General features: G+C 44.0%; 20 protein-coding genes and 1 pseudogene. 2 read left to right on the top strand and 19 right to left on the bottom strand.

Translation table 11 applies throughout. The features are described 5' to 3' along the window. Positions 1-4: 4 nt before the first annotated feature. Complete coding sequence (locus tag MHH76_RS09560) at positions 5-997, top strand: GTP-binding protein (protein ID WP_023857669.1); 993 nt, start codon at positions 5-7, stop codon at positions 995-997. Between the two features lie 321 nt (positions 998-1,318). Here the strand turns inward: MHH76_RS09560 and MHH76_RS09555 are convergent, their stop codons facing one another. The 5 genes and pseudogenes from MHH76_RS09555 to MHH76_RS09535 form a co-directional block, all read right to left on the bottom strand. Then, positions 1,319-1,711, bottom strand: coding sequence for a hypothetical protein (locus MHH76_RS09555; RefSeq protein WP_020451473.1), 393 nt, complete (start codon positions 1,709-1,711; stop codon positions 1,319-1,321). An 11-nt stretch (positions 1,712-1,722) separates the two neighbouring features. Further along, a complete protein-coding gene (locus tag MHH76_RS09550) occupies positions 1,723-3,531 on the bottom strand; it encodes a T7SS effector LXG polymorphic toxin (protein WP_165688283.1) in 1,809 nt (602 codons plus the stop codon). A gap of 202 nt (positions 3,532-3,733) precedes the next feature. Beyond that, the gene (locus MHH76_RS09545) at positions 3,734-3,871 is read right to left on the bottom strand and encodes a hypothetical protein (protein ID WP_165973175.1); all 138 of its coding nucleotides are present in this window, start codon (positions 3,869-3,871) and stop codon (positions 3,734-3,736) included. Beyond that, positions 3,861-4,988, bottom strand: coding sequence for a tetratricopeptide repeat protein (locus tag MHH76_RS09540; RefSeq protein WP_026579712.1), 1,128 nt, complete (start codon positions 4,986-4,988; stop codon positions 3,861-3,863). Before MHH76_RS09540 ends, MHH76_RS09545 begins: the two co-directional genes overlap by 11 nt. Positions 4,989-5,192: 204 nt before the next feature. Further along, positions 5,193-5,306 (bottom strand): annotated as a pseudogene (locus tag MHH76_RS09535) (ArpU family transcriptional regulator); the annotation flags it as partial. A 192-nt stretch (positions 5,307-5,498) separates the two neighbouring features. Between MHH76_RS09535 and MHH76_RS09530 the strand changes: the two are divergent. After that, the gene (locus tag MHH76_RS09530) at positions 5,499-5,888 is read left to right on the top strand and encodes a hypothetical protein (RefSeq protein ID WP_020451469.1); all 390 of its coding nucleotides are present in this window, start codon (positions 5,499-5,501) and stop codon (positions 5,886-5,888) included. A 250-nt stretch (positions 5,889-6,138) separates the two neighbouring features. Here the strand turns inward: MHH76_RS09530 and MHH76_RS09525 are convergent, their stop codons facing one another. The 14 genes from MHH76_RS09525 to recA form a co-directional block, all read right to left on the bottom strand. Beyond that, complete coding sequence (locus tag MHH76_RS09525) at positions 6,139-6,603, bottom strand: SMI1/KNR4 family protein (protein ID WP_035338726.1); 465 nt, start codon at positions 6,601-6,603, stop codon at positions 6,139-6,141. A gap of 407 nt (positions 6,604-7,010) precedes the next feature. After that, complete coding sequence (locus MHH76_RS09520; RefSeq protein ID WP_020451467.1) at positions 7,011-7,292, bottom strand: putative quinol monooxygenase; 282 nt, start codon at positions 7,290-7,292, stop codon at positions 7,011-7,013. Between the two features lie 312 nt (positions 7,293-7,604). Beyond that, positions 7,605-9,515 carry a DNA mismatch repair endonuclease MutL gene (gene mutL / locus MHH76_RS09515; protein ID WP_043054312.1) on the bottom strand — a complete coding sequence of 637 codons (1,911 nt, stop codon included), beginning with the start codon at positions 9,513-9,515 and terminating at the stop codon, positions 7,605-7,607. A 17-nt stretch (positions 9,516-9,532) separates the two neighbouring features. Then, entirely contained in the window at positions 9,533-12,142 is a 2,610-nt protein-coding gene (gene mutS, locus MHH76_RS09510; protein WP_043054311.1) for a DNA mismatch repair protein MutS, read from the bottom strand. Positions 12,143-12,252: 110 nt separating this feature from the next. Further along, positions 12,253-12,801, bottom strand: a complete 549-nt coding sequence (gene cotE, locus MHH76_RS09505; RefSeq protein ID WP_020451464.1) for an outer spore coat protein CotE — start codon at positions 12,799-12,801, stop codon at positions 12,253-12,255. A 243-nt stretch (positions 12,802-13,044) separates the two neighbouring features. Further along, the gene (locus tag MHH76_RS09500) at positions 13,045-13,476 is read right to left on the bottom strand and encodes a RicAFT regulatory complex protein RicA family protein (RefSeq protein ID WP_043054310.1); all 432 of its coding nucleotides are present in this window, start codon (positions 13,474-13,476) and stop codon (positions 13,045-13,047) included. A gap of 1 nt (position 13,477) precedes the next feature. Beyond that, positions 13,478-15,007: a tRNA (N6-isopentenyl adenosine(37)-C2)-methylthiotransferase MiaB gene (gene miaB, locus MHH76_RS09495; protein WP_020451462.1), complete on the bottom strand. Its 1,530-nt coding sequence runs from the start codon at positions 15,005-15,007 to the stop codon at positions 13,478-13,480. A gap of 143 nt (positions 15,008-15,150) precedes the next feature. Then, positions 15,151-16,326, bottom strand: a complete 1,176-nt coding sequence (locus tag MHH76_RS09490) for a glycine C-acetyltransferase (RefSeq protein WP_020451461.1) — start codon at positions 16,324-16,326, stop codon at positions 15,151-15,153. Positions 16,327-16,340: 14 nt separating this feature from the next. Continuing rightward, the gene (gene tdh, locus MHH76_RS09485; protein WP_096748459.1) at positions 16,341-17,384 is read right to left on the bottom strand and encodes an L-threonine 3-dehydrogenase; all 1,044 of its coding nucleotides are present in this window, start codon (positions 17,382-17,384) and stop codon (positions 16,341-16,343) included. Positions 17,385-17,508: 124 nt separating this feature from the next. Continuing rightward, positions 17,509-18,429 carry a dipeptidase gene (locus tag MHH76_RS09480; RefSeq protein WP_020451459.1) on the bottom strand — a complete coding sequence of 307 codons (921 nt, stop codon included), beginning with the start codon at positions 18,427-18,429 and terminating at the stop codon, positions 17,509-17,511. Positions 18,430-18,534: 105 nt separating this feature from the next. Beyond that, positions 18,535-18,795 carry a stage V sporulation protein SpoVS gene (spoVS, locus tag MHH76_RS09475; RefSeq protein ID WP_003181955.1) on the bottom strand — a complete coding sequence of 87 codons (261 nt, stop codon included), beginning with the start codon at positions 18,793-18,795 and terminating at the stop codon, positions 18,535-18,537. Between the two features lie 201 nt (positions 18,796-18,996). Further along, on the bottom strand, positions 18,997-19,794 hold the full coding sequence (locus MHH76_RS09470; RefSeq protein WP_043054308.1) for a TIGR00282 family metallophosphoesterase: 798 nt from the start codon (positions 19,792-19,794) through the stop codon (positions 18,997-18,999). A gap of 86 nt (positions 19,795-19,880) precedes the next feature. Further along, positions 19,881-21,440 carry a ribonuclease Y gene (gene rny / locus MHH76_RS09465; protein ID WP_020451457.1) on the bottom strand — a complete coding sequence of 520 codons (1,560 nt, stop codon included), beginning with the start codon at positions 21,438-21,440 and terminating at the stop codon, positions 19,881-19,883. A gap of 342 nt (positions 21,441-21,782) precedes the next feature. Then, positions 21,783-22,829 carry a recombinase RecA gene (recA, locus tag MHH76_RS09460; protein ID WP_035338734.1) on the bottom strand — a complete coding sequence of 349 codons (1,047 nt, stop codon included), beginning with the start codon at positions 22,827-22,829 and terminating at the stop codon, positions 21,783-21,785. Positions 22,830-22,875 lie beyond the last annotated feature (46 nt).

Genomic DNA, 22,875 nt, shown 5'->3' with positions numbered 1-22,875 from the left:
TCGAATGATCATGCCTTTAACTAAAAAGAAAATTCCTGTCACTATTCTCACTGGATATTTAGGCGCCGGGAAAACCACACTTTTAAATCGAATACTTACAGAAAAACACAATCAAAAGATTGCGGTTATTGTCAATGAGTACGGAGAAGTCGGGATAGACAATCAGCTCGTCGTTGATTCTGAAGAAGAAATTTTGGAAATGAACAACGGCTGTATCTGTTGCACGGTCCGCGGAGATTTGATTCGCATTCTGAGAACTCTTGTATTCTCAATGGATCAAGGGAAAGTTGCATTCGACCGGGTTATAATCGAAACAACAGGACTGGCTGACCCAGCACCTGTTGCCCAGACTTTTTTTATGGATGAGCTGCTGTCCGACATATTTGAAGTTGACAGCATCGTCACGGTAGTAGACAGCAAGCATATCGCCAGACATCTGGATGATCAGGATGAAGCTCAAGAACAAATTGCTTTTGCTGACGTCATCATCCTCAATAAAACAGATTTAGTATCAAATGACGATTTGGAATCCTTGGAGCAAAGACTTGTCAACATTAATCCTGCGGCTAAGAGGCTGCATGCCAGAGATTGCAAGATCAATTTAAAAGATATCCTGGGGATCAATACGTTTGACGTCAATCGAAAACTTGAAATCGACCCTCATTTTCTAGAGGATCATCATCACCATCATCATGATGATAAAGTGTCTTCTATTGCTTTTCGGGAAGAGAAGCCTCTTGATTTGGCAAAAGTGGATCATTGGATGAGTTATCTCGTACGGGAAAAAGGCGAAGATTTATTACGTTATAAAGGGATCCTTTATATTAAAGAGGAAGAATATCGAATCGTATTCCAAGGGTTGCATATGCTGTTTTCAGGACGTCCGGATCGCAAGTGGAACGAAAACGAGACAAAACAAAGCGAACTTGTTTTCATTGGAAAGGACTTGGACAAAGAGGAACTGGAGCGGCAATTTAAAAATTGCATCGCAAAGTAACATTTCTCGCTTTGTTGGCCCTCTCTTTGCTTAATAGAAAGACCCGAGATTTGATTTTGCGAGTCTTTTTCAAGGGCAAAATGAGGTTTTAAGCAGGTTATCTCCTGCTTTTCTTTTTTTATAAGGACTTCCCTGTGTCCCCTGACTATCGGCCTGCATAGTAGTTTACAGCCGCTCTTTTGGGAAAAGGCCCTCCATTTTGGCGGATATAAAACAAGCACTCAATCAAAGGATTAAGTGCTTAATAAGACATGAGAGAAAATACCAATATAAAAAAGGTCAATAGACCTAACTCTAGAAGCCCATAATTAGGGTTTAACTTCAGTTTGCCATTCCTACTGTCACTTCTCCATCATGGTAAAACTCAATGACATAGCCAAGTTCACTATACATAAACGTATCTGAACCAACCGCAGTCACGTCATCAATAACAGTTAAGGCGTTTTCTAAAGTAGTCTTAACTGCCGGATCATCAGAAGGATTCCACAGAATAATGACAGAAGTGTCAGTTATACCGTTATCTTCTAACCATTTGAATAATTCATCAGAATATTCAATTCTCTTTTTGTTTTTTACCTTTTCCCAATCAATTCTTGCCCAACTTGTTATAGGAAACTGCTTACTTAGAGAATTAAAGTATTCCCCAGTGAGCTCCTCAGATAAAATTTCTTTTTGCTCTCCTAAAGCTTCTAAACACTCATCAAATAAATCCAAAATATCCACCTCTATCTGTTAAGATGCTTCAATAGCGCTTTGAATGTCTTCTCGTCACCATCAAAAGGAATATAATATTTTTTTGCTTCTTTTTTTCCCTTTCGGAAATCTTCAATATTTATATGAGGTCCCTTTTCGGGATCGTAATCCAAACGCCACCTTACTTTTTTGTCACTAGATCTTCTGCCGATAATTTTACCATAACCTGCGCTTACTTCTAACCTCCCTACAAGTGGTTTTGAGTCCGGCCCTAGATCTCCAATAATCTCCATGGCTTTATTTCTAGCTTGCTCGTAAGTTTTTACCTTTGGAAGGGCTATTTCTTTTCCACTTTTAGATGGTTTCCCAATAGATTTAGAGGATTTAAATAAAACACTCTTCTTCTTATCCTCAAGCAGCTCTCTCAGCAAAGGCGTATTTTTCACATTAGGGGCCTCTCCCGCTCTTTGGAGCATCCCTTCTAATGCAGGAGTATAGCGATTTTTAGGCGGGCTGAAATGTTGTTTAAAAGAGTTAACACTTTTCTTTGCTGTTTGGGCTGCAGCCTTGCCAGCTTTGCCGAGACTTTTTGAGCCTGATACGACAGTAGGCCCGGCCTCTGCCAACCCCCATATCGTACCAATCGCATAAGCAATATAGTGTCCGCGAGAATATGAATCCCCATGTACCATCTTTTCATCCCAAGAATCTGCAATTGATTGCAACATACTTTCAAAAGTGGCTTTGTAATCATACTCAAGTACTGAATTTACAGTTGCTTTTGGGTTTTTAACAAAGTTGTCTGCGTGTCCAATAAGAACTTTACCTGTTTCAATCGTTCCTTGGATCGTATCTTTTGCAAATTCATATCCTCCAACCACAAAGCCTTTCATACTTTCTAAGACATGTTTTCCATCTTCCAGAGTTCCTTTAATTGGATCTGCTCTGAACTCATAAGCTTCTTCAATGGCAGTAACATAATTCATCTGTTCAGATGTAAGATTATCATATCCAATCTCTCTAGCAACTTTGAGAAACTCATCCGGATCATCATACAACTTTTCAAGTTTATTCTTCAACGTATCAGTATGACTCATAGGTTCTATTTTGCTGGCCTCTTTTTCAAGCTTTGATCTCTTATCGAGCTTATCCAACATGACACCCATTGCTGTGTCTTGTCCACCACGCAAAGTATCCATCTCATCTGGCTTTAAAATCGAACCTTTTTGATAGCCGGTAATTTCAATTTTAGGCCCTGTGTACATTTTTTCAAGCCTGGTTATGTATCTCTGCATCGTTTCCAGGTCGTTTTCAGTGGTTTTAAGAGCGCTTGTCTGTTCCCTGTCGAACGTATGCAGCTTTTCAATTGTCTGATTGATTTCCTTTAAGGCTTTCTGATTCTGTTCGTGAAAGCCGCTGTCATTCAAATCAGGCAAATCGACAATGTGGCTGACTTTTGCGATCGTGGCGTTTGTTTTAGATACCAAACGCTTCGTTGTGCGGTCGGCTGAATTCACCCCTTGTTCGAGCTCGTGTTCGAGAAAGGTTTGCGATATAAATCCGTTATGATTCGGTTCAAAGGAATTCAGCGCATTTTTGATTTTTTTCAATGCAGACTGATATTCCCCAATAAGAGTTTCGTAAAACTGAAGGAATGGAGTATGGCATTCTTCATAAAAGTTACGTATCGCGTCTCCCCCTTTCCCCTTTAAAGCATCATCAAGTGATGTAATGCCCTCAACACTTTTTTTAACTTTGGCAATTTCGTCTGATTGATGTTTTAATTGTTCCAGCGTTTGATCAATGGCTTTGTGCAACGCTTGAACATCCAGAGTCTTCATAGCATTCTCCTCTAATACTAAAGTGACATATCTCGAGATATTTTACCACTTTATAGAAAATAATTGGTGAATAAAACCTGTCAATCCATGAAAATGAATCTTTTAGATTAGGTCATTGAACCTATTTGTTAAGGGATTGAAATACATAAAAAAAGCCGCTAATTAAACGGCTAAAAGGATATTCCAAAAACTCATTTTTAGATTAAATAACAAAATAATGATTGGGTGCGCTTGTGATGTTTCTTGAAGCTGTGTTCATATCATCGTTGTTCGAAAAATGACTGAGAAAGCCAAGTCCAATTATCATAATCCCTAAACCGATCTTCATTTTAGACTTCATACAAACATTCCCCCTTCAATATTTGCTTTTGAGCATAGACCATCTTTTTAAGACAGATGAGACTATCCTCTGTTTTTCCATTATAATCTAGATAGGTGCCGGCTAACAATGCCAGCTCTTCCAAATACGGAAATCCTTTGCTTGTTTCCAGTCGGTTGAAAATTTTAAAAAGTGATGTAGTTTCACCCCGTCTTATATAAAGTGACTCGAGAGCTTCAAAAAGGCTTATAAACAGATGATCTTTAAGCTCCACAGCACTTCTAAGCCCTTTTCGGTAATAATCCTTGGCTTTATCATGCTTATTTTGTTTGAAATTGATTAGTGCCAAGTCGTGATATGCTTGCGGCAAATTTTTTGATTTTAATTTTTTATATTGAATGAGAGCTTGTTCAATATATCTTGCAGCCTTGTTTAAGTTGTCCATTTTGTGATAGCAGTTGCCAAGGTTGTAAAAAGCAGAAGCGTATATCTGTGGATTTTTCTTTTTTAATAGTTCTGCGCCTCTAAGTGCTTGATTTAGGTGTGGAAGAGCCTTTTCATGATTCTCTAAATCATCATAATTCCCGGCAATGACAAAATGACACTGAATAAGGCGAACAGAATAGAGTTCATATTTTTTGTAAATGTTATATGCACGCTCTGCAAAGTACATCGAAACGTGGGTCATTTTCATGTGGTAATAGACTTCAGCCATTTTAAAGTAAAATTCCGCTTTTTCAATCGAATCTGATATAGCAGGAAATTGACGTTCCGCTCTTTTATAATAAGTAATTGCCTTCGTGTATTCTCCATTCCTAAATTCGTACATCCCTCGAAAAAAATGATAATAATACGTAAGCATATGATCTAATTTTCGTTTATTCCCTTCAATCCTCTTTAAATATTCTGATAATTCCATCTGTTTTTTACCCGAAGGTGCTATATATTCAATCATTATACTGTGGCGGAAAGCCATCAACTGATAATAGATTAGTAAATCCTGATCTTCTTCCATAAGCTCTATATCCCTTTCAACTTCAGCTTTAAGCATTTCTGCGTCTGTCACATTGAATTTTTGAATATGCTGGTACCACTCAGTAATTTTCATCCCCACTTCTGCAGATGAGATTCTAACCAACCTTTTCACCCTTCCCTTAACTATACTAATGATGTAAATTTTAACAATATTTCATCATTCGAAAAAGACGTTCGGGCCACCGCAATTAAATTTTCGGTTCCCCCCGCAACAGCAATTTGAGAAAGGATTAAGAACTATTGATTTAATGGGGGTGATTTTAGGTGATTAAAGTTAGATGCTATTGCGGCTTTTTAAAAGGGAGCGCTATATAATCCCAAGAGCTGTCGAAAATTTGTAAATGGCTCGCCGTTTGACCAGATAGTATTTGTCCTTTTTCAACCCCATCTCCATATAAATCTCAATGTCCTTTATTTTTTGAGAGCAACAGGCTGGGAATTCATATACTTCTACCTAATCATAAACTTTATATAATGGCCTTTTTTGAACGTTGAAGATTGCATCACCGATTTCTAGGCAAATATACAATTATGTATAGACAAACTTCCAGTCCAAAAATAGTCGAATATAATTCTTTATTATAAATCGTAAGATAAAAAGGAGTGATAGGGCTTGTTTTATGATCAATATCCTGTAAACCCGTTTTCATTCCCATCTTTTCATCGGCCATTTGGAATTGAATCCAGTACCTATGTTCGGAATATGCGAGCATTTAGAGATCTTGACCACCTTCGCAGAAATATTGTTCGTTTATTGGGCAGGATGGGGTATGTATTAGTCAGAATTGGAGTGGATCAATTTAATAATCTAGGAGTTACAGGCCAAAGACCCGGTACAGCCTACCAAGAGCTATGTGAAATCTGGATTTATCATAAACACCTTGAGGGCAGAAGTTACGAGGAAACCGTTCTTGCTGAATGTACTACTGATGAAGAGGCTAAAAGACATGTCGATCAGGTTGTCGCCGCGCTACAGGGAATGGTTCGACCTATAGAGCCTTAATTGTTAGAATTTGCTTCATTAAAGTAGAATCAGAATCACATTCAAACCATGCATTATTAGGGGAGAAGGGCCATTAAAAGCGGATACAACCCGTGCACAAATAGTGTCAGCAGGCTCTCCGTCATGGACTCGCTCTTCACGTTCGTTTTTCTTGTCTTTAACGTATGACAAAGTAGAATAGCCAAAAGCCCACCATTTTATCCCCTTTTAAAAAGTACTCAATTAGAGATCGAGTGCTTGCTATATGCAATTATTCTTCATCGTCCCACTCTTCGTCTTCTTCCCAGTTTTCTTTAGACTCCTTAAGGTCTTCCATGAAAAACTCTAGAAAATTAGTAGCTACTGTTCGACCATAACCCTCTTGATTATCCCAAAGTATAACTGGGCATTCACCATCTACCATCCTGTTTGTATCAAGACAATAAGAGAATTCATCTACATATTCAATGACTACGATACCATCAATTAAACCATAGTGATTTCTGTAATCTTCAGTAACTGTTACTACTCTTGGTGAAACTTTTCCATGACCTAAAATATCTACACCGTAAATTCCACCGGACCCATAGTTTTTTAAAAACCATTTATAACTTTCGGGTAGTTTTACGTTTAGGTTTTCTTGAATTTCATTAATTTTTTCGATGCTAATGCCACCTGTAAAATCATCATCTTCAGCATTTTCTTTTATGAATTGTTCAACTTCCGAATAGTTCACAAAAATCACCTCTTAATCTTGATTCTCAAATTGTTTCATTCTTTTTTCTTCGTGATTTTTTAATTCTGTTACTCCAGCCAAACTTATTACTTTCTTAATAGATACAAACAGCTTATTAAACATTTGATCTGATTTTGCTTCAATTCGAGAGGCTAGCCAAAATGCTAAATGCGCTCCAATTTTTGGGGAAGAGCAAGGGTTTCATGTTGCCGAAAAAGCAATCACCGGCTAAAAAATTAAATCAGTGTTTCAATGACTGAAGCGGACTCCTAAAGGGTCTGCTTTTTTGTTCTTAACAGCCCTCGGGATTATCCGAGAGCTGTCGTGAGATTGTAAATTGACCCGCCGTTTTATTTGATCGTATTTATCCTTTTAAGGCCATCTCCATATAAATCTCAAGGAGCCTTTTAATCCTTCACATTGCTTTTCATTAACCATTCTACTTCCGTTAATTCTTGTTTTTGAACGTCTTTTGTGTGTTTTTTTGTGAAATGGACCTTAAGAGCTTCTTCATTTTCCCAAATCTCCCAGAGCATGATTTTGCGTTCTGATGGTTCAAGGGGATACGCATGGAATTTAATGCATCCTTCTTCTTTGTTCGTTTCTTCCTCAAGTATTTTGAATTCCTTCATTATTTCATTGAGGTCTTTATCACTGATAATTTTTAAGCATGCCGTTATGTAATGCATCCAAATTCCCCCTTCAAATCATTTCATAGCCTTTCATTATAACATTTTCTCGAAAAATGAAAACAACTGCGAAATTTGTCTAATGGCTGCCTTATGGGTTTCCACTTAAAAAATGGCTTCTCTTTGAGATGAAGCCATTTTTCCCTATCTTGAGAATAACCGGACGATATACGTGCCGCTTCCTGATGTTCTGGACACTAAACTTTTTAATGGGTGTTGAAACAATCCGTCTAAAAGTGGTCAAAATCCGGCCAATAAAATGAAAATCGCTCTCAGCCGTTGATGTAGCAAGGGCTGTGAGCGATTAGATATTTACATGACCCGTTTAAACATCTTCTCCATCTCATATGTCGAGTAGTGAATGATAATCGGCCGGCCGTGCGGGCATGTGAATGGGTCGGATGTTCTGCGCAGCTCATCGAGCAGGGCGATGATTTCGTCGTCCCGCAGATGATGGTTGGCTTTGATGGAGCCTTTGCAGCTCATCATGATTGCGGCTTCTTCGCGCAGTTTTTTGATGTCGATCGTGCGGTCATCAAGGACCTGTTGAATGATGTCTTCAATGATCGTCGTTTCTTCCCCTTTTGGAAACCAAGTCGGGTGGCATCGGACGATATAGCTGCCGGCGCCGAACGATTCGAGAAAGACGCCGACTTTGGCTAAATCGTCCAAGTGCTGGTCGATCGTCAGCGCTTCATTTTTTGAATAATGGAATGTCAGCGGCACAAGCAGGTCCTGGACTTCCGATTCGACTTCCCCGACTTTTTCACGGAAATATTCGTATTTAATTCGCTCCTGTGCGGCGTGCTGATCGATGATGTACAGCCCGTTTTCATTTTGGGCGAGAATGTAGGTGCCGTGCATTTGGCCGATCGGATACATGATCGGCACCCTTTCTTTTGGCGTATCTTCGTCATGGGCGTTTTCGCCTGCCTGTTCCGGTTCGGCTTGTACGGCCGGTTCGGCTTCCGGCGTATACTCTTCCGCTCCAGGCCATTCAGGTTCGGTGTCTTGCATAATGCTTTCTTCGCGCTCTGCGGGAGCGGGAGGAGGCGGGTCTTTGACTACCGAGCTTAATTTCATCGCCGAAAACGATGGCTCCGGCTTATATTCTCTTTCAATATCAGGATCAGAAAGAGGCGCCGGCTCTCGTACCTGGTCGAAATCAAGCTTTTGCTGTTCCGGTTTATTGATCAGAGGTGCGGTTTTTTTCGGAACTTGCACGCTTGGAATGAGCTGCTGCTGTTTAAAGACGTCTTTGATGGCGTCGCGAATCAGTTCGTGAAGCTCCGTCTCTTTGCTCAGCCTGACCTCCAGCTTTGACGGATGCACGTTGACATCCACAAGCAGCGGGTCCATGTTGATTTCAATAAACGTGATCGGATGGCGGCCGATCGGAAGAAGCGTATGGTAGCCCTCGTGGATCGCTTTCACGAGCGGAAAATTTTTAATGTATCTGCCGTTGACGACAGATGACATGTAATTTCGCGATGCACGCGTAATTTCGGGAAGGGCGATATAGCCTTTCACTTCAAAATCAAGAGATCTCGCTTCAAGCGGGAGCATTTTTTTGGCAACCGCCGTGCCGTAAATCGCCGCAAGCACGTGGCGGACATCGCCGTTTCCGTTTGTCTGCAGAAGCGTTTTCCCTTGATGACGCAGCCTGATCGAAACTTCCGGGTGGGCAAGGGCAATTCTGTTGACCACATCTGTAATGTTGCCAAGCTCCGTATGGATCGTTTTCATATATTTCAGCCTTGCCGGCGTATTGAAAAACAGATTGGTAACCGTAATTTCGGTTCCTCTGCGGCTTGACGCTTTTTGCTCGGAAATGATTCTTCCCCCCTGAAGCGTCAAATGGGTGCCTGCTCCTTCTCCTGTGCTCGTTTTAATGCTTAGATGTGAGACAGACGCGATACTTGGCAAAGCTTCTCCGCGAAATCCGAGCGTTCTGACGCGAAACAGATCGTTTTCGTCTTTGATTTTGCTTGTGGCATGACGCAAAAAAGCCGTTCTGCAGTCTTCTGCATCCATCCCTTCGCCGTCGTCAAGCACTTTAATCGAGGCGAGACCCGCTTCTTCAACATCGATTTCAATCACTGAGCTGTTCGCATCGATTGCATTTTCGACAAGCTCTTTGACGACCGACGCAGGCCTTTCCACTACTTCACCCGCCGCGATTTTATTCGATAAATCGTCTGGCAGCTGAACAATTTTTGCCAAGTTGGGTCACCTCTTTGTTACTTTAATTTTTTTTGCAGCCTGTACAGTTCATTCATGACTTGTATAGGCGTCATATCGAGCAGATCCATCGTTTTAAATTCGGCTAAAACAGCCTGCTCTTTTTTGGAGAGCTTCGTCTCTTTTTCTTTCGGCTTGTCCGTTTCAAAAAATGACAGCTGGGCCGGTTGATCTGCAACAGTTGCCGCGACTTCTTCCGCCGCCTCTTTTACCGTATTCGGAGCCGTTGATGGAACCGCTTCTTTGGCGCCGGATTCAAGCTCTTTCAGGATCGTTTTCGCCCTGCTGATCAAACCGTCGGGCAATTCGGCAAGCTGCGCAACATGGATACCGTAGCTTTTATCTGCTGCGCCTTCTTTTATCTGGTGAAGGAATACGACCTTTCCTTCGTATTCTTCCGCACGAACGTGAACATTCTTCAAGTCGGCAAGCTTTTCTTCAAGGGATGTCAGCTCGTGATAGTGAGTGGAAAATAAAGTCTTCGCGCCGATGTGCTCGTGAACGTACTCGATGATTGCCTGCGCAAGCGCCATTCCGTCGTAAGTGGACGTACCCCGGCCGATTTCGTCAAATAGAATCAAGCTGTTTTTCGTCGCATGAACGATCGCATTTTTGGCTTCAAGCATTTCCACCATAAACGTGCTCTGCCCGGATATCAGATCATCCGCAGCACCGATTCTTGTAAAGATCTGATCAAAGATCGGCAGCACCGCTTTTTTGGCAGGAACAAAACAGCCGATCTGCGCCAAAATGGAGATCAGCGCCATCTGTCTCATATACGTGCTTTTCCCTGACATATTCGGCCCAGTGATTAAAAGCATCTGTCTTCCTTTGCCCATTTCACAGCTGTTCGGAACGTAAGACTGGCTGTCCATCACCTTTTCTACGACCGGATGCCGTCCGTCGATCACCTGAACGACGTCCTCGGAAAACTCCGGTTTAACATAGTGGCGGCTTTCGCTGATCGTCGCAAAACATTGGAGCACATCAAGCTCGCTCATCATTTTTGCCAGCTGCTGCAGGCGCGGAATATATTCCTTCACCTTGCTGCGAAGCTCGGAAAACAGCTCATACTCCAGCTCGCAAATATTGTTTTCCGCTTCGAGAATCAGCGCTTCTTTTTCTTTCAGCTCCGGCGTGATGTAGCGTTCTGCATTGGTCAGCGTCTGCTTCCGTTCATAGCGGCCTTCTTCAAGCAGATGGATGTTGGCTTTCGTCACTTCAATATAATAGCCAAACACCTTGTTAAAGCCGACTTTTAAAGAACGGATTCCCGTGTACTCGCGTTCCTGCTGCTCAAGCCTTGCGATCCAGTCCTTTCCGTTCTTGCTTGCGTCCCTGTATTCATCCAGCTTCGCGTGATAGCCGTCTTTGATCAAGTTCCCCTCTTTTAATGAAAGCGGCGGATTCTCGTATAGCGCATCTTCCAAAAGATTCAAAAGATCGCCGCACGGATCGATTTTCTCGGCGCGCGCTTTCGCTTTCGGATGGTCGAGGGAGCCGACAAGCTGTTTGATGGCCGGCACTTGTTTCAGCGATTCCTTTAGCTGGATCAAATCTCGGGCATTGACGTTGCCGTAAGCGACCCTTCCGGCGAGCCGCTCGAGATCGTATACTTCCTTCAGCCGTTCGCGCAAATCTTCCCGCTCAAACAAATGGGCGATCAGCGTTTCGACGATTTCCTGGCGCTCTTCAATCTGTCCCTTTCTGATCAGCGGCCTGTCGATCCATTGCTTTAACAGCCGCCCTCCCATTGCCGTTTTCGTTTCATCCAAAAGCCAAAGAAGCGAGCCTTTTTTGTTTTTCGAACGGATCGTTTCCGTCAGTTCAAGATTGCGTTTCGAATACAAATCGATTTTCATCGCTTCTTCGAGCTCGTAAGCCTGAACGTTTTGAAGGTGGTCAAGGCTTCTTTTCTGCGTCCGCTTCAAGTAGACGTAAAGCCTCATAAACGTATCGACAAGCTCTTTGGACGCCAGACCGTTCACAATGTCAGGCACTTCATCTGCTTGTTCATCCTCGAAAGAGATCGTGGCGCCGCAGCGCTCTTTCAGCAGCGCGACATCTTTCTCGTCAAAGTTGCGGCTGACGACGATTTCCCTTGCTCCGACAGAGTAAATCTCGGAAACGACATCATCAAGCCTTTCGATAATCGTCACTAAGTTCTCGCCCGTCGTCAAATCAGAAAAAGCGAGCCCGTATGTATGCTGAAATTCACTGACAGAGGCGATAAAGTTGTTTTCATTTTCATGAATTCCTTTTCCGTCCATCACGGTGCCGGGTGTGATCAGCTGCACGACTTCCCTTTTGACGACTCCTTTGGCCGATTTAGGGTCCTCCACCTGCTCACAGATCGCGACTTTATAGCCTTTTTTAATGAGCTGTTCGATATACGAAGAGCATGAATGATAAGGAACCCCGCACATCGGAATTCTTTCGCTCGATCCACCGTCTCTGCTCGTCAGCGTGATTTCGAGTTCCTGAGACGCCTTTTTGGCATCTTCAAAAAACATTTCATAAAAGTCTCCAAGACGAAAAAATAAAAAGGCATCCTGATACTCTGCCTTAATCTTTAAATATTGCTGTATCATAGGCGTGTAGCCTGCCATATTTAATCCCTCACTATGTATAAACGTTTCTATTGATTCCAACACTCATTATACCATAAAGATTCATGCTGAAAAAAAAGAAACTAGGGTGGTGTTTCCCTAGCTTCCTTTTATTCTTCTGGATCTCCGACCAAAAACTCCGGATTGATGTCCTCAAGTTCTTCATCAAGTTCTTCTTCCCACGCCTCTTCCTCATCGCTTTCCGTCCAATCAGAATTGACCTCAACGACGACCTTCGTCTCGCCGACAACCTCTGATAAAAATTCCCTTTCCGCCTGTACAACCACTTTGTTTCCGTTCGGAGAAATGGTCACTTCAAGGCAGTTCGGCTGCTGAAGCACCTTCGCAATCACTTCGTGTTCATCATCTAAGTAATTTTTGTCGCGATACCGGAGCTTAATAACATCAACATAGGAAACGCGTTCTGTCACAACTTCGGTTTTGGTGTTGTCCGCATATGAATACCAGACGTTGATATCATATGTCCCTTCAATTTCTACGGTTTTTCCGATTTTTTCGGCGTCATACTTATGATTGATAATCCAACCGCCTAAAATACTGGTTGGCTTTTGCGAAGGGGAGATTGTATGAGTGGACTGGGTGAATTTCCGGCCTTTCGCGACCACCGCTTTAGTAATAATTTCCCTGTATTCAGACATTCGGTCATGCCTCCTTGTTTTTCCTCGTATTATCCTATGCTGGGCATTCGTCTAATGTGCGTTCCTTGAGAAATCAAAATAACATCCCATATAATGAATCTGTTTAAGTGTATGCAGATAAAAGGATAAACTTGACTTAAATCAGAAAAGAAAAAGACAGACCGAAAACCGATTCTTTTCAATTAGCCGTCGCGGCGGGAAATTGCATTCAAAAAAACGACGCCTTTAAAAGGCGCCGCCAATTTATAGAGAACAGCTCGGTGATGAATTTTTTACTCTTGAACCGGTCTCGCCTTTCAGCAGGTCTCCACCGGTTGATGTGATGATCTCGTTTGTCACTTGGTTTGATATTGTATGCGCGACGAGCTGAAGAAGGTCGTTGACTTCCATTTGGGAGTCTCTGAACTCTTGAATGATCGGGATCTCGTCAAGCTCTTCCTGAAGCGCGTCAATCTTTGCTTCCGTTTGTTTAAGCGCTTCGTGCTTTTCGTAATGTTTAAAGTTGACGGCTTGCTTTTGCAGGGCTTTGATTTGGTTGATAATGCCAGTTATTTTGGCATTATCATTAATCTGTGCCTCCGCTTTTTTGAAAAAGTCGACTTCTTCCGTTTCGGCAATCATTTTTGCGAGCTCCCGCGCTTTTGCAACAATCTCTTTTTTCGTATAAAGCGTCACTTTATTTCACCTCGATTGCTTCTCCTACCATTTCTCCGTCAAGCGACCAAGTTTTCGCCTGGTGGATTTTCACGTTGACAAGCTGGCCGATCGCTTCTTTTGGTCCTTTGAAGTTAACAAGCTTGTTTTTCCGTGTATAGCCGGCAAGGATATCAGGGTTGTTTTTACTTTCACCCTCTACTAACACTTCGACAACCTGCCCCTCATATTCCTTCATTTTCTTCGCGGAAATTTCGTTGACCACTTCATTTAATCGCTGAAGCCGTTCTTTTTTCACGCGCATCGGAACATTGTCTTTCATTTTTGCAGCTGGCGTTCCTTCGCGAGGCGAGTAAATGAACGTATAGGCGCTGTCAAATTCAACTTCTCTGTATAAGGAAAGCGTTTCTTCAAATTGCTCATCAGTTTCGTTCGGGAAGCCGACGATAATGTCTGTTGTTAAGGACGCGTTCGGCATCGCTTTTTTAATTTTGGCGACAAGCTCGAGATAGCGTTCCCGGTCGTATTTGCGCGCCATCAGTTTCAAGACATCCGAGCTTCCGGACTGAACAGGCAGGTGGATGTGGTCCAGAAGGTTCCCGCCTTTTGCGAGCACCTCGATCAGATGATCGTCAAAATCACGCGGATGGCTTGTCGTGAAGCGGATTCGCGGAATATTGATTTTGCGGAGCTCATCCATCAAGTGTCCGAGTCCGTATTCCATATCCTCGAAATCTTTGCCGTAAGCGTTGACGTTCTGTCCGAGAAGCGTGATTTCTTTATAGCCTTCAGCCGCAAGTCGTCTCACTTCCTGAATGATTTCTTCAGGACGTCTGCTTCGTTCTTTTCCTCTTGTGTACGGCACGATGCAGTACGTACAGAACTTGTCGCAGCCGTACATGATGTTGACCCAGCCTTTAATTTTGCCGGTGCGGACTTTCGGAAGGTTTTCAATGACATCGCCTTCTTTAGACCACACTTCGATGACCATTTCTTTTGACAGATAAGCTTCTGACAAAAGTTCCGGCAAGCGGTGGATATTGTGTGTACCGAAAATCAGATCGACGAACGGATGTTTCTTTAAAATCCGGTTGACGACTGATTCTTCCTGGGACATACATCCGCATACGCCAAGGATCAAATCCGGATTGTCTTTTTTCAAAGCTTTTAAATGGCCGATTTCACCGAATACTTTGTTTTCCGCATTTTCGCGAATGGCGCATGTGTTTAACAGAATCACATTAGCGTCTTCAGTCGAATCCGTCGGCTCATAGCCGAGGGTCATGAAAATACCGGCCATGACTTCTGTATCGTGTTCATTCATCTGGCAGCCGTATGTGCGGATGTAGAACTTCCGTCCTTCACCCATCCCTTTGTACTGCTCGGAAATTTTAAAATCGCTATGGTATTTAACCTCTTCTTTGCCGCGTTTTTTCGCATCTTTTAAGGAAGGCGGAACATAAACAGCTTCGAAGTACTTGCTGTAATCCTTCTCGGATTTTTTGTCCGATGGATTGACCTGTCCGCTTTCAATGCGCTGTTTCTCATTCATGTTTTTGATCTCCTTTCAAACAAAGCTCCACTCTTCAGTATAAAGGTTCTCGGTTGTCAGCACAACCCAGAACCTATCGTTGTACACTAACTGAAAATGATTATCAATGGTTATTTGCTTTGTTTAAAAAGAAATCGACGAGTTTAAAGCAGACCCGCTTTTTTGGCGCCGGTTTCAATGATTTCAAGGGCTTTATCAAGTTCTTCTTTCGAATGCTGGGCGGTCATGATCGTTCTGATCCGCGCTTTGCCTTTCGGGACGGTCGGAAATACAATGGCCTGGGCAAATAAACCGAGCTCGAAAAGCGTGCTTGAAAAGCGGCATGCCTCGGCTTCATCACCTATTAAAATCGGCGTGATCGGCGTTTCGCTCTTAATCAGCGGAAGGCCGATTTTTTCAAGCTCTTTTTTGAAGTACGAAGTATTGTCCCAAAGCTTTTTAATTAATGAAGGTTCCTCCATCAGCACATTGACCGCTTCAATGCATGCCGCAGTGACGGCCGGCGGATGGGAAGTACTGAAGAGAAACGGTCTGCCTTTATGCTTTAAATAGTCGATCAGCACCTTGGAACCGGCCGCATAGCCTCCTAAAACACCGATCGCCTTGCTGAGCGTGCCGACTTGAATGTGAACCTTCCCGTCCAGCCCGAAATGGTGAACCGTTCCGCGTCCGTTCTCGCCGAGAACGCCGGACGCGTGCGCGTCGTCGACCATGACAAATGCGTCATACTGTTCAGCGAGCCGGACGATTTCGGGAAGCGGCGCGATGTCTCCGTCCATAGAAAACACGCCGTCTGTAACGATAAGCCGCATTCTGTAATTCATTGATTTTTTTAAAATCTTTTCTAAATCTTCCATGTCCGCATGCTGATATACTTTTTTGCCCGCTTTGGTAAGTCTGATGCCGTCAATGATGGAAGCATGGTTTAATTCGTCTGAGATGACGATATCATCTTTGGTGAGAATGCTTGAAAGAATGCCTTGATTTGCGGTGAAACCGGACTGAAATACGAGCGCAGCTTCAGTATTTTTAAATGAAGCGAGCTTCTTTTCGAGCTCATCATGCATGGTGAATGTTCCGGCTATTGTCCGGACCGATCCCGTTCCAGCTCCGTACCGTTTTACCGCCTCTTCGGCCGCTTTTTGGAGGCGCGGATGTGACGTCAACCCGAGATAGTTATTGGATGAAAGCTGAATGATGTCTTTTCCCTTCATTTTGACAGTTGATCCTTGCAGCGATTCGATGATCGGCAGTTCCTGAAAAGTTCCGTTTTCTTTCATTGTATCAAGCTCGGAAGCTAAAAAATTAAATTCTTTCATATCCATCTCTCCCTTCACGGTATCAATACGACTTTTCCGCATTGCCCTTTTCTCATCAGTTCAAAGCCTTTTCCAAACTCTTCCATCGGGAAACGGTGGGTGATGACAGGCTTGATTTGAATCGTACCGGACTGGAGAAGACCGCTGACCTGCCTCCACGTTTCAAACATTTTGCGGCCGGTAATTCCCTGAACCGTTAATCCTTTAAAGACGATATCATTTGTCATATCGATGCATACGGGATGCTCGGGCAGACTTAAGACATGCACCCGCCCTCCGTTCGCAGCCATTTTTAAGCTTTGGCGGATGGCCATCGGATGGCCTGACATTTCGCAAACCAAGTCCGCCCCTTCACCGCCTGTTAAAGCGCTTACATTTTTGAGCGGATCTTCTTTTTCAACGGAGATGATATCGGTTGCCCCCATTTGCAATGCAAGGTCGAGCCTGTATTCGTTTTTATCGATGGCGATCACTTGTGACGCGCCTGACGCTTTTGCAACTGCCACGGCCATCAATCCGATCGGTCCGCAGCCGACGACAGCGACTTTCACTCCGGCCGTCATTCCCGTCAGAACCGTATGCACGGCGTTTCCGAGCGGTTCTTGAATAGAAGCGAGATCCTCAGGCATGCCGTCCGGATTTTTCCAAATGTTTGCGGCAGGCACTTTGACATATTCAGCAAAACAGCCGTCTGTATCGACACCGAGAATCAGCGTTTTTCTGCAGACATGCTCTTTTCCGGTTAAACACGGCAGGCACTTTCCGCAAATGATGTGCGTTTCTGCCGAAACATACTCCCCTTCTTGTACCGCAGTCACATTTTCCCCCACTAGTACAACCTCGCCGGAAAATTCGTGGCCAAACACATAAGGCGGTTTCACCCTGCTTTTCGCCCATTCATCCCAATTATAAATATGGACATCCGTTCCGCAAATCGATGCGGCTTTGACTTTGATCAGCACCTCGTGTTTGTCGATCTTCGGTATCGGGACGAGCTCGAAGCTGGCGCCTGGCTCCCCCGGCTTCTTGATAAGCGCCTTCATATTTCCGTCCAAGATGAACAGACCCCCTTTGCAAAATCGCTTTACAAAAGGATTGTAGCACGATAATTCATATTGGTAAACACCTGTGTCCTCCTGATAAAAACAGATGAACACCCTCTGAAAAATGTATGATATTTTTTTAAAATGGGATGCGGCTGAAGAAATTTTGAAAGAGAAATCCGTCGACTTGACTTGGTGTATATGAGCGCTGCAAAGCTTCGATCAGATTCCCGTAATCTTTGTGGGCCTCCAGACCCGGAATGACCCGGTCGATGCCGTCAAAATCAGATCCGAATCCGATATGCCGCTCGCCTCCCAAAGAACAGACATGGTCAATATGTGAGAGGATATCTTTGATCACAGGCGTTTTTCCGTTTCTCACGAATTCAGGGACAAATGTCAAACCGATGACGCCGTTCTTTTCAATAAGCGCTTTGATTTGATCGTCTTTTAAATTTCTCGGATGAGGGCAAAGGCTGTGCGCATTCGAATGAGAGGCGATCGGATACGCTGCCGTTTCAACCGCACCCCAAAAGCTTTTCTCTGATAAATGGGAGAGATCGGTCCATGCCCGGTTTTTGTTCGCCTTGCGAATCAGCCTTTCCCCGTAAGAAGTCAAACCTGCGTTTCTTTCTTCTAAAGCGCCGTCTGCGAACGTATTGGCCCAGTTCCACGTCAGGCCGAAACTTCTGACTCCGAGCTGAAAAAAGATGTCAAACAGCCTTAAGTTTTTTGAGATCGGCTCACAGCCTTCCATCGTTAGAATGATGCCGGTTTCATCGCTTTTGAGCTTGTCGATATCGGCTTTATGTTTGATCAGTTTGATCCGCTTGTACTTTGCAATTTTTTCGTGAAACAGCCGGATCTGCACGAGCGCCATTTCAAGCCTTATTGTGTCGGGTACGGTTTCGGGCAGAAAAATCGCCAGACACTGCACTTTCGCCTTTCCGTTTAACAGAGCCTGAACCGGCGTTTGAAGCGACGGGTCACTGTACTCATTAAGCTTCGGATTTTTCCAGAGCTTCAGCAGCAAATCAGAATGGGCATCAAAAATTTTCACGTTCATCCTCTCCCGGCTGCATTTTTCAAAAACGGCTAAACCAAAAACAACCCGCTTACGTGAAAGTAAGCAGGTTGAAGCATTTGAAAAAGAGTGATTTTTCTATCAGCGAGGCTCTACGATTAGCTTAATCGCTGTTCGTTCTTCACCGTCAATTTGAATGTCCGTAAACGCCGGAATGCAAATCAGATCCACACCGCTCGGTGCTACAAATCCCCGTGCAATCGCTACCGCTTTAACAGCCTGATTTAATGCTCCGGCTCCGATTGCTTGAATTTCTGCAGCTCCTCGTTCCCTCAAGACTCCTGCGAGCGCACCTGCGACCGAGTTTGGATTTGATTTTGCTGAAACCTTTAATATTTCCATTCCTGCTCCCCCTTAAGTTTACAATGGATAAGTGAGTGTTCATTAGAACAATCATTATTAGATGTTGCTATTTTCAAAGCCATCCCCTTTTAATTGCTTTTCAAAAATAGCAGGGTACCTTCCATTTTTACTATATTCACTATAGGACCGGGATATTCCTGCTTTCCTTTTAATATTTTTCTAAAATGATTTTCTGTTCAGTCATTCAAAAAACATGTGGTCATCATTAATTAATATCCGGTCAATTTTAACGGCTTTCTTGCTCTGTTCGTCAATGTCAATGACAACTCCGCTCAGTGTTGTGCGGCCTTCGGCAATCTCAAAACGAACGGGCAGGCTCGTTTTAAATCGTTTGATAATCGTCTCGCGGTCGACGCCGAGAATTCCGTCGTAAGGCCCTGTCATCCCTACGTCTGTTATATATGCCGTGCCTTTCGGAAGAATGCGGTTGTCAGCTGTCTGAACATGCGTATGCGTTCCGACAACTGCTGAAACGCGGCCGTCCGTATACCAGCCGATCGCCTGCTTTTCGCTTGTCGCTTCGGCATGAAAATCGATAAAAATGAACGGTGTTCTTTTTGACGCTTCTTCTATTAATTTATCAGCTTTTCGAAAAGGGCAATCGATCGCAGGCAGAAATGTGCGGCCTTGCAAATTGATCACAGCCAGTTCCTTCGAACCGTTTGTTTTTATGTATGTGATGCCTTTTCCAGGCGTGCCTTCGGGAAAATTGGCGGGTCTGACGATCTGCGGCGCATCATCAATAAAATCAAATATTTCCCTTTTATCCCATGTGTGGTTTCCCATTGTGAGAACGTCGGCTCCCGCTTGAATGAGCTGGTGGTATATTTTTTCGGTAATGCCTTTTCCGTGTGCGGCGTTTTCTCCGTTGACGATGACGGCGTTCGGTTTATATTTCAGCTTCAGCTTCGGCAAATAGGTTTTGATCATGTCTCTGCCGGGCGAACCGACAACATCTCCAATAAATAAAATTCTCATAATTTGACCCTTTCTTTTTTAAAATAGGTTTTAATCATAGTGTTACACAAGGAAACAAAAAAATAAAGTGGCGCATTCGCACCACTTTATTTTGCGTATTCAACGGCTCTCGTTTCCCTGATCACGGTTACCTTGATGTGTCCAGGGTAGTCAAGCTCGTCCTCGATTCGTTTTCGAATATCACGCGCCAAACGATGGGCTTCAAGATCGTTGATTGAGTCAGGTTTGACCATGATCCGCACCTCTCGTCCCGCTTGTATCGCGAATGATTTTTCAACACCTTCGTACGATTCAGAGATTTCTTCCAGCTTTTCAAGCCTGCGAATATAGTTTTCGAGCGTTTCGCTTCTTGCGCCTGGTCTTGCGGCGGACAGCGCATCGGCTGCGGCCACGAGCACGGCGATGATGGAAGTCGGCTCCTGATCTCCGTGGTGAGATGCGATACTGTTGATGACAACTGGATGCTCTTTATACTTAGTGGCCAGTTCCACACCGATTTCAACGTGGCTTCCTTCCACCTCATGGTCAATCGCTTTCCCGATATCATGAAGAAGTCCTGCCCTTTTTGCGAGCGTCACGTCTTCCCCGAGCTCTGAAGCCATCAGGCCTGTCAGAAACGCCACTTCCATTGAATGTTTCAGTACATTCTGTCCGTAGCTCGTTCTGAACTTCAAGCGGCCGAGGATTTTGATTAAATCGGGATGAAGACCGTGAACTCCAACTTCAAACGTCGTCTGTTCACCCATTTCGCGGATGTAATCATCCACTTCACGGCGGGATTTCTCAACCATTTCTTCGATTCTGGCAGGATGAATGCGGCCATCCTGAACGAGTTTATCAAGAGCGATCCTGGCTGTTTCACGCCTGATCGGATCAAATCCTGAAAGGATAACGGCTTCCGGCGTATCGTCGATGATCAGATCGATCCCCGTCAATGTTTCCAATGTACGGATATTACGTCCTTCACGTCCGATAATGCGGCCTTTCATCTCATCATTTGGAAGGTTGACAACTGAAACCGTCGTCTCGGCCACATGATCTGCCGCACAGCGCTGTAAAGCCAATGAAAGAATATTTTTCGCTTTTTTATCAGCCTCTTCTTTCGCTCGATTTTCACTTTCTTTCGTCATGATCGCGATGTCATGGGAAAGCTCGTTTTCAACCCGTTCCAGAATGATTTGCTTCGCTTCATCTCGCGTCAGACTTGAAATACGCTCCAACTCTGACTGCTGCATACGAATCATTTCATCCACTTTGCTTTCCATCTCTTCAATATGTTGTTGTCGTTCATTCAGAGAATGATCTTTCTTCTCCAACATCGCTTCCCGTTTATCTAATGATTCATCTTTTCGGTCAAGGTTCTCTTCCTTTTGAAGTAAACGGTTTTCTTGTTTTTGAAGCTCATTTCGTCTTTCACGAACTTCTTGTTCAGCTTCTATCCGAAGCGTATGAATCTCGTCCTTTGCTTCAAGAAGGGCTTCTTTTTTCAACGCTTCAGCATCCCGCTTTGCGTCTCCAAGAATTTGTTCGGCTGCATTTCGCGCACCTGAAATTTTTGCTTCGGCAATGATTTTACGAACATAGTAGCCAACAACTAAACAGAATAGGCTCAGCAAAATGGAGATGAGAATTGCTAAAGGATTCATAACTTTCACCTCCTCTTGCTATGAACTTGTCTTGCTAAAAGTAAGTGTCGGCATGTACATTGTACTTCTTCTCAACATACAGAACCTTCACAGGGAGTGAAGCGGCTTCACAGCCCTTGTCAAGTTTAAATGTTTATCAATCATGTTAAGAAAAACAAGTGATACAATTTCATTGTAATTGTGTGGGAAATACTTGTCAAGCTTACGGTCTTAACGTTTCCGGATTAAGCGCCTTTTCAAAACGGCGCGGATGAAGGTGATGGACAAAGGAGCTGCGTCTGAATGCGCAGATGAAAGGAAAAGGCTGCCGATCGGGCCGGCAGCCTTTCACATGTTTCATGATTAAAATTCGAGTTCTTCTTGAGCTTGGGCCTCGTCTTCCTGAGCAGGAACAACGCCTCCAGTGTCCAAACCGTAGTGCTCCCGGATCTGCTCTTGAATCATCAAAAGGATGTCCTTGTTTTCTTTCAGGAACTGTTTGGCATTTTCACGGCCTTGTCCAAGACGTTCCTCCTGATAAGAGTACCATGCACCGCTCTTCTGAACGATGTCAAGCTCTGTTCCGAGATCAATGATTTCTCCTTCTTTTGAAATCCCTTCCCCGTACATAATGTCCACTTCGGCAGTCCGGAATGGAGGGGCCACTTTGTTTTTCACGACTTTGATTTTCGTCTTGTTCCCCATGACATCGTTGCCTTGTTTCAGCTGCTCTGCGCGGCGCACTTCAAGGCGGACAGAAGAGTAGAATTTCAGCGCTCTTCCGCCTGGCGTCGTCTCAGGATTTCCAAACATGACGCCGACTTTTTCACGAATCTGGTTAATAAAGATCGCGATGGTCTTCGATTTATTGATCGCTCCGGAAAGCTTACGAAGCGCTTGAGACATCAGTCTGGCCTGCAAACCGACGTGGGAATCCCCCATATCTCCTTCGATTTCAGCTTTCGGCACAAGCGCTGCCACAGAGTCGATGACAACGATATCCACCGCTCCGCTTCTGACAAGAGCTTCGGCGATTTCAAGCGCCTGCTCGCCCGTATCAGGCTGTGACAGCAAAAGCTCATCAATGTTGACGCCCAGCTTTTGTGCATAGACGGGGTCGAGCGCGTGCTCGGCGTCGATGAACGCCGCCTGTCCGCCCTGCTGCTGAACTTCGGCAATCGCATGAAGCGCCACCGTCGTTTTACCGGAGCTTTCAGGCCCGTATACTTCAATAATCCGGCCGCGCGGGTATCCGCCCACTCCAAGAGCCGTGTCGAGCGCTAAAGAACCGCTCGGAACTGTTGAAATTCTCGTTTCAGTTTGTTCGCCGAGTTTCATAATCGAACCTTTACCAAACTGCTTTTCTATTTGTTTAAGCGCCATATCTAAGGCTGCCTGACGATCACTCATTCTATTTTCCTCCTTTATCACTTCCGCTATATCTACTATACCTTGT

Origin of the sequence: Bacillus sp. FSL L8-0193 (genome assembly GCF_037976065.1) — a bacterium.
Classification (GTDB): Bacteria; Bacillota; Bacilli; order Bacillales; family Bacillaceae; genus Bacillus; species Bacillus paralicheniformis.
The sequence above is the reverse complement of the archived record's forward strand: the minus strand, read 5'-3'. Positions and strand labels throughout refer to the sequence as shown.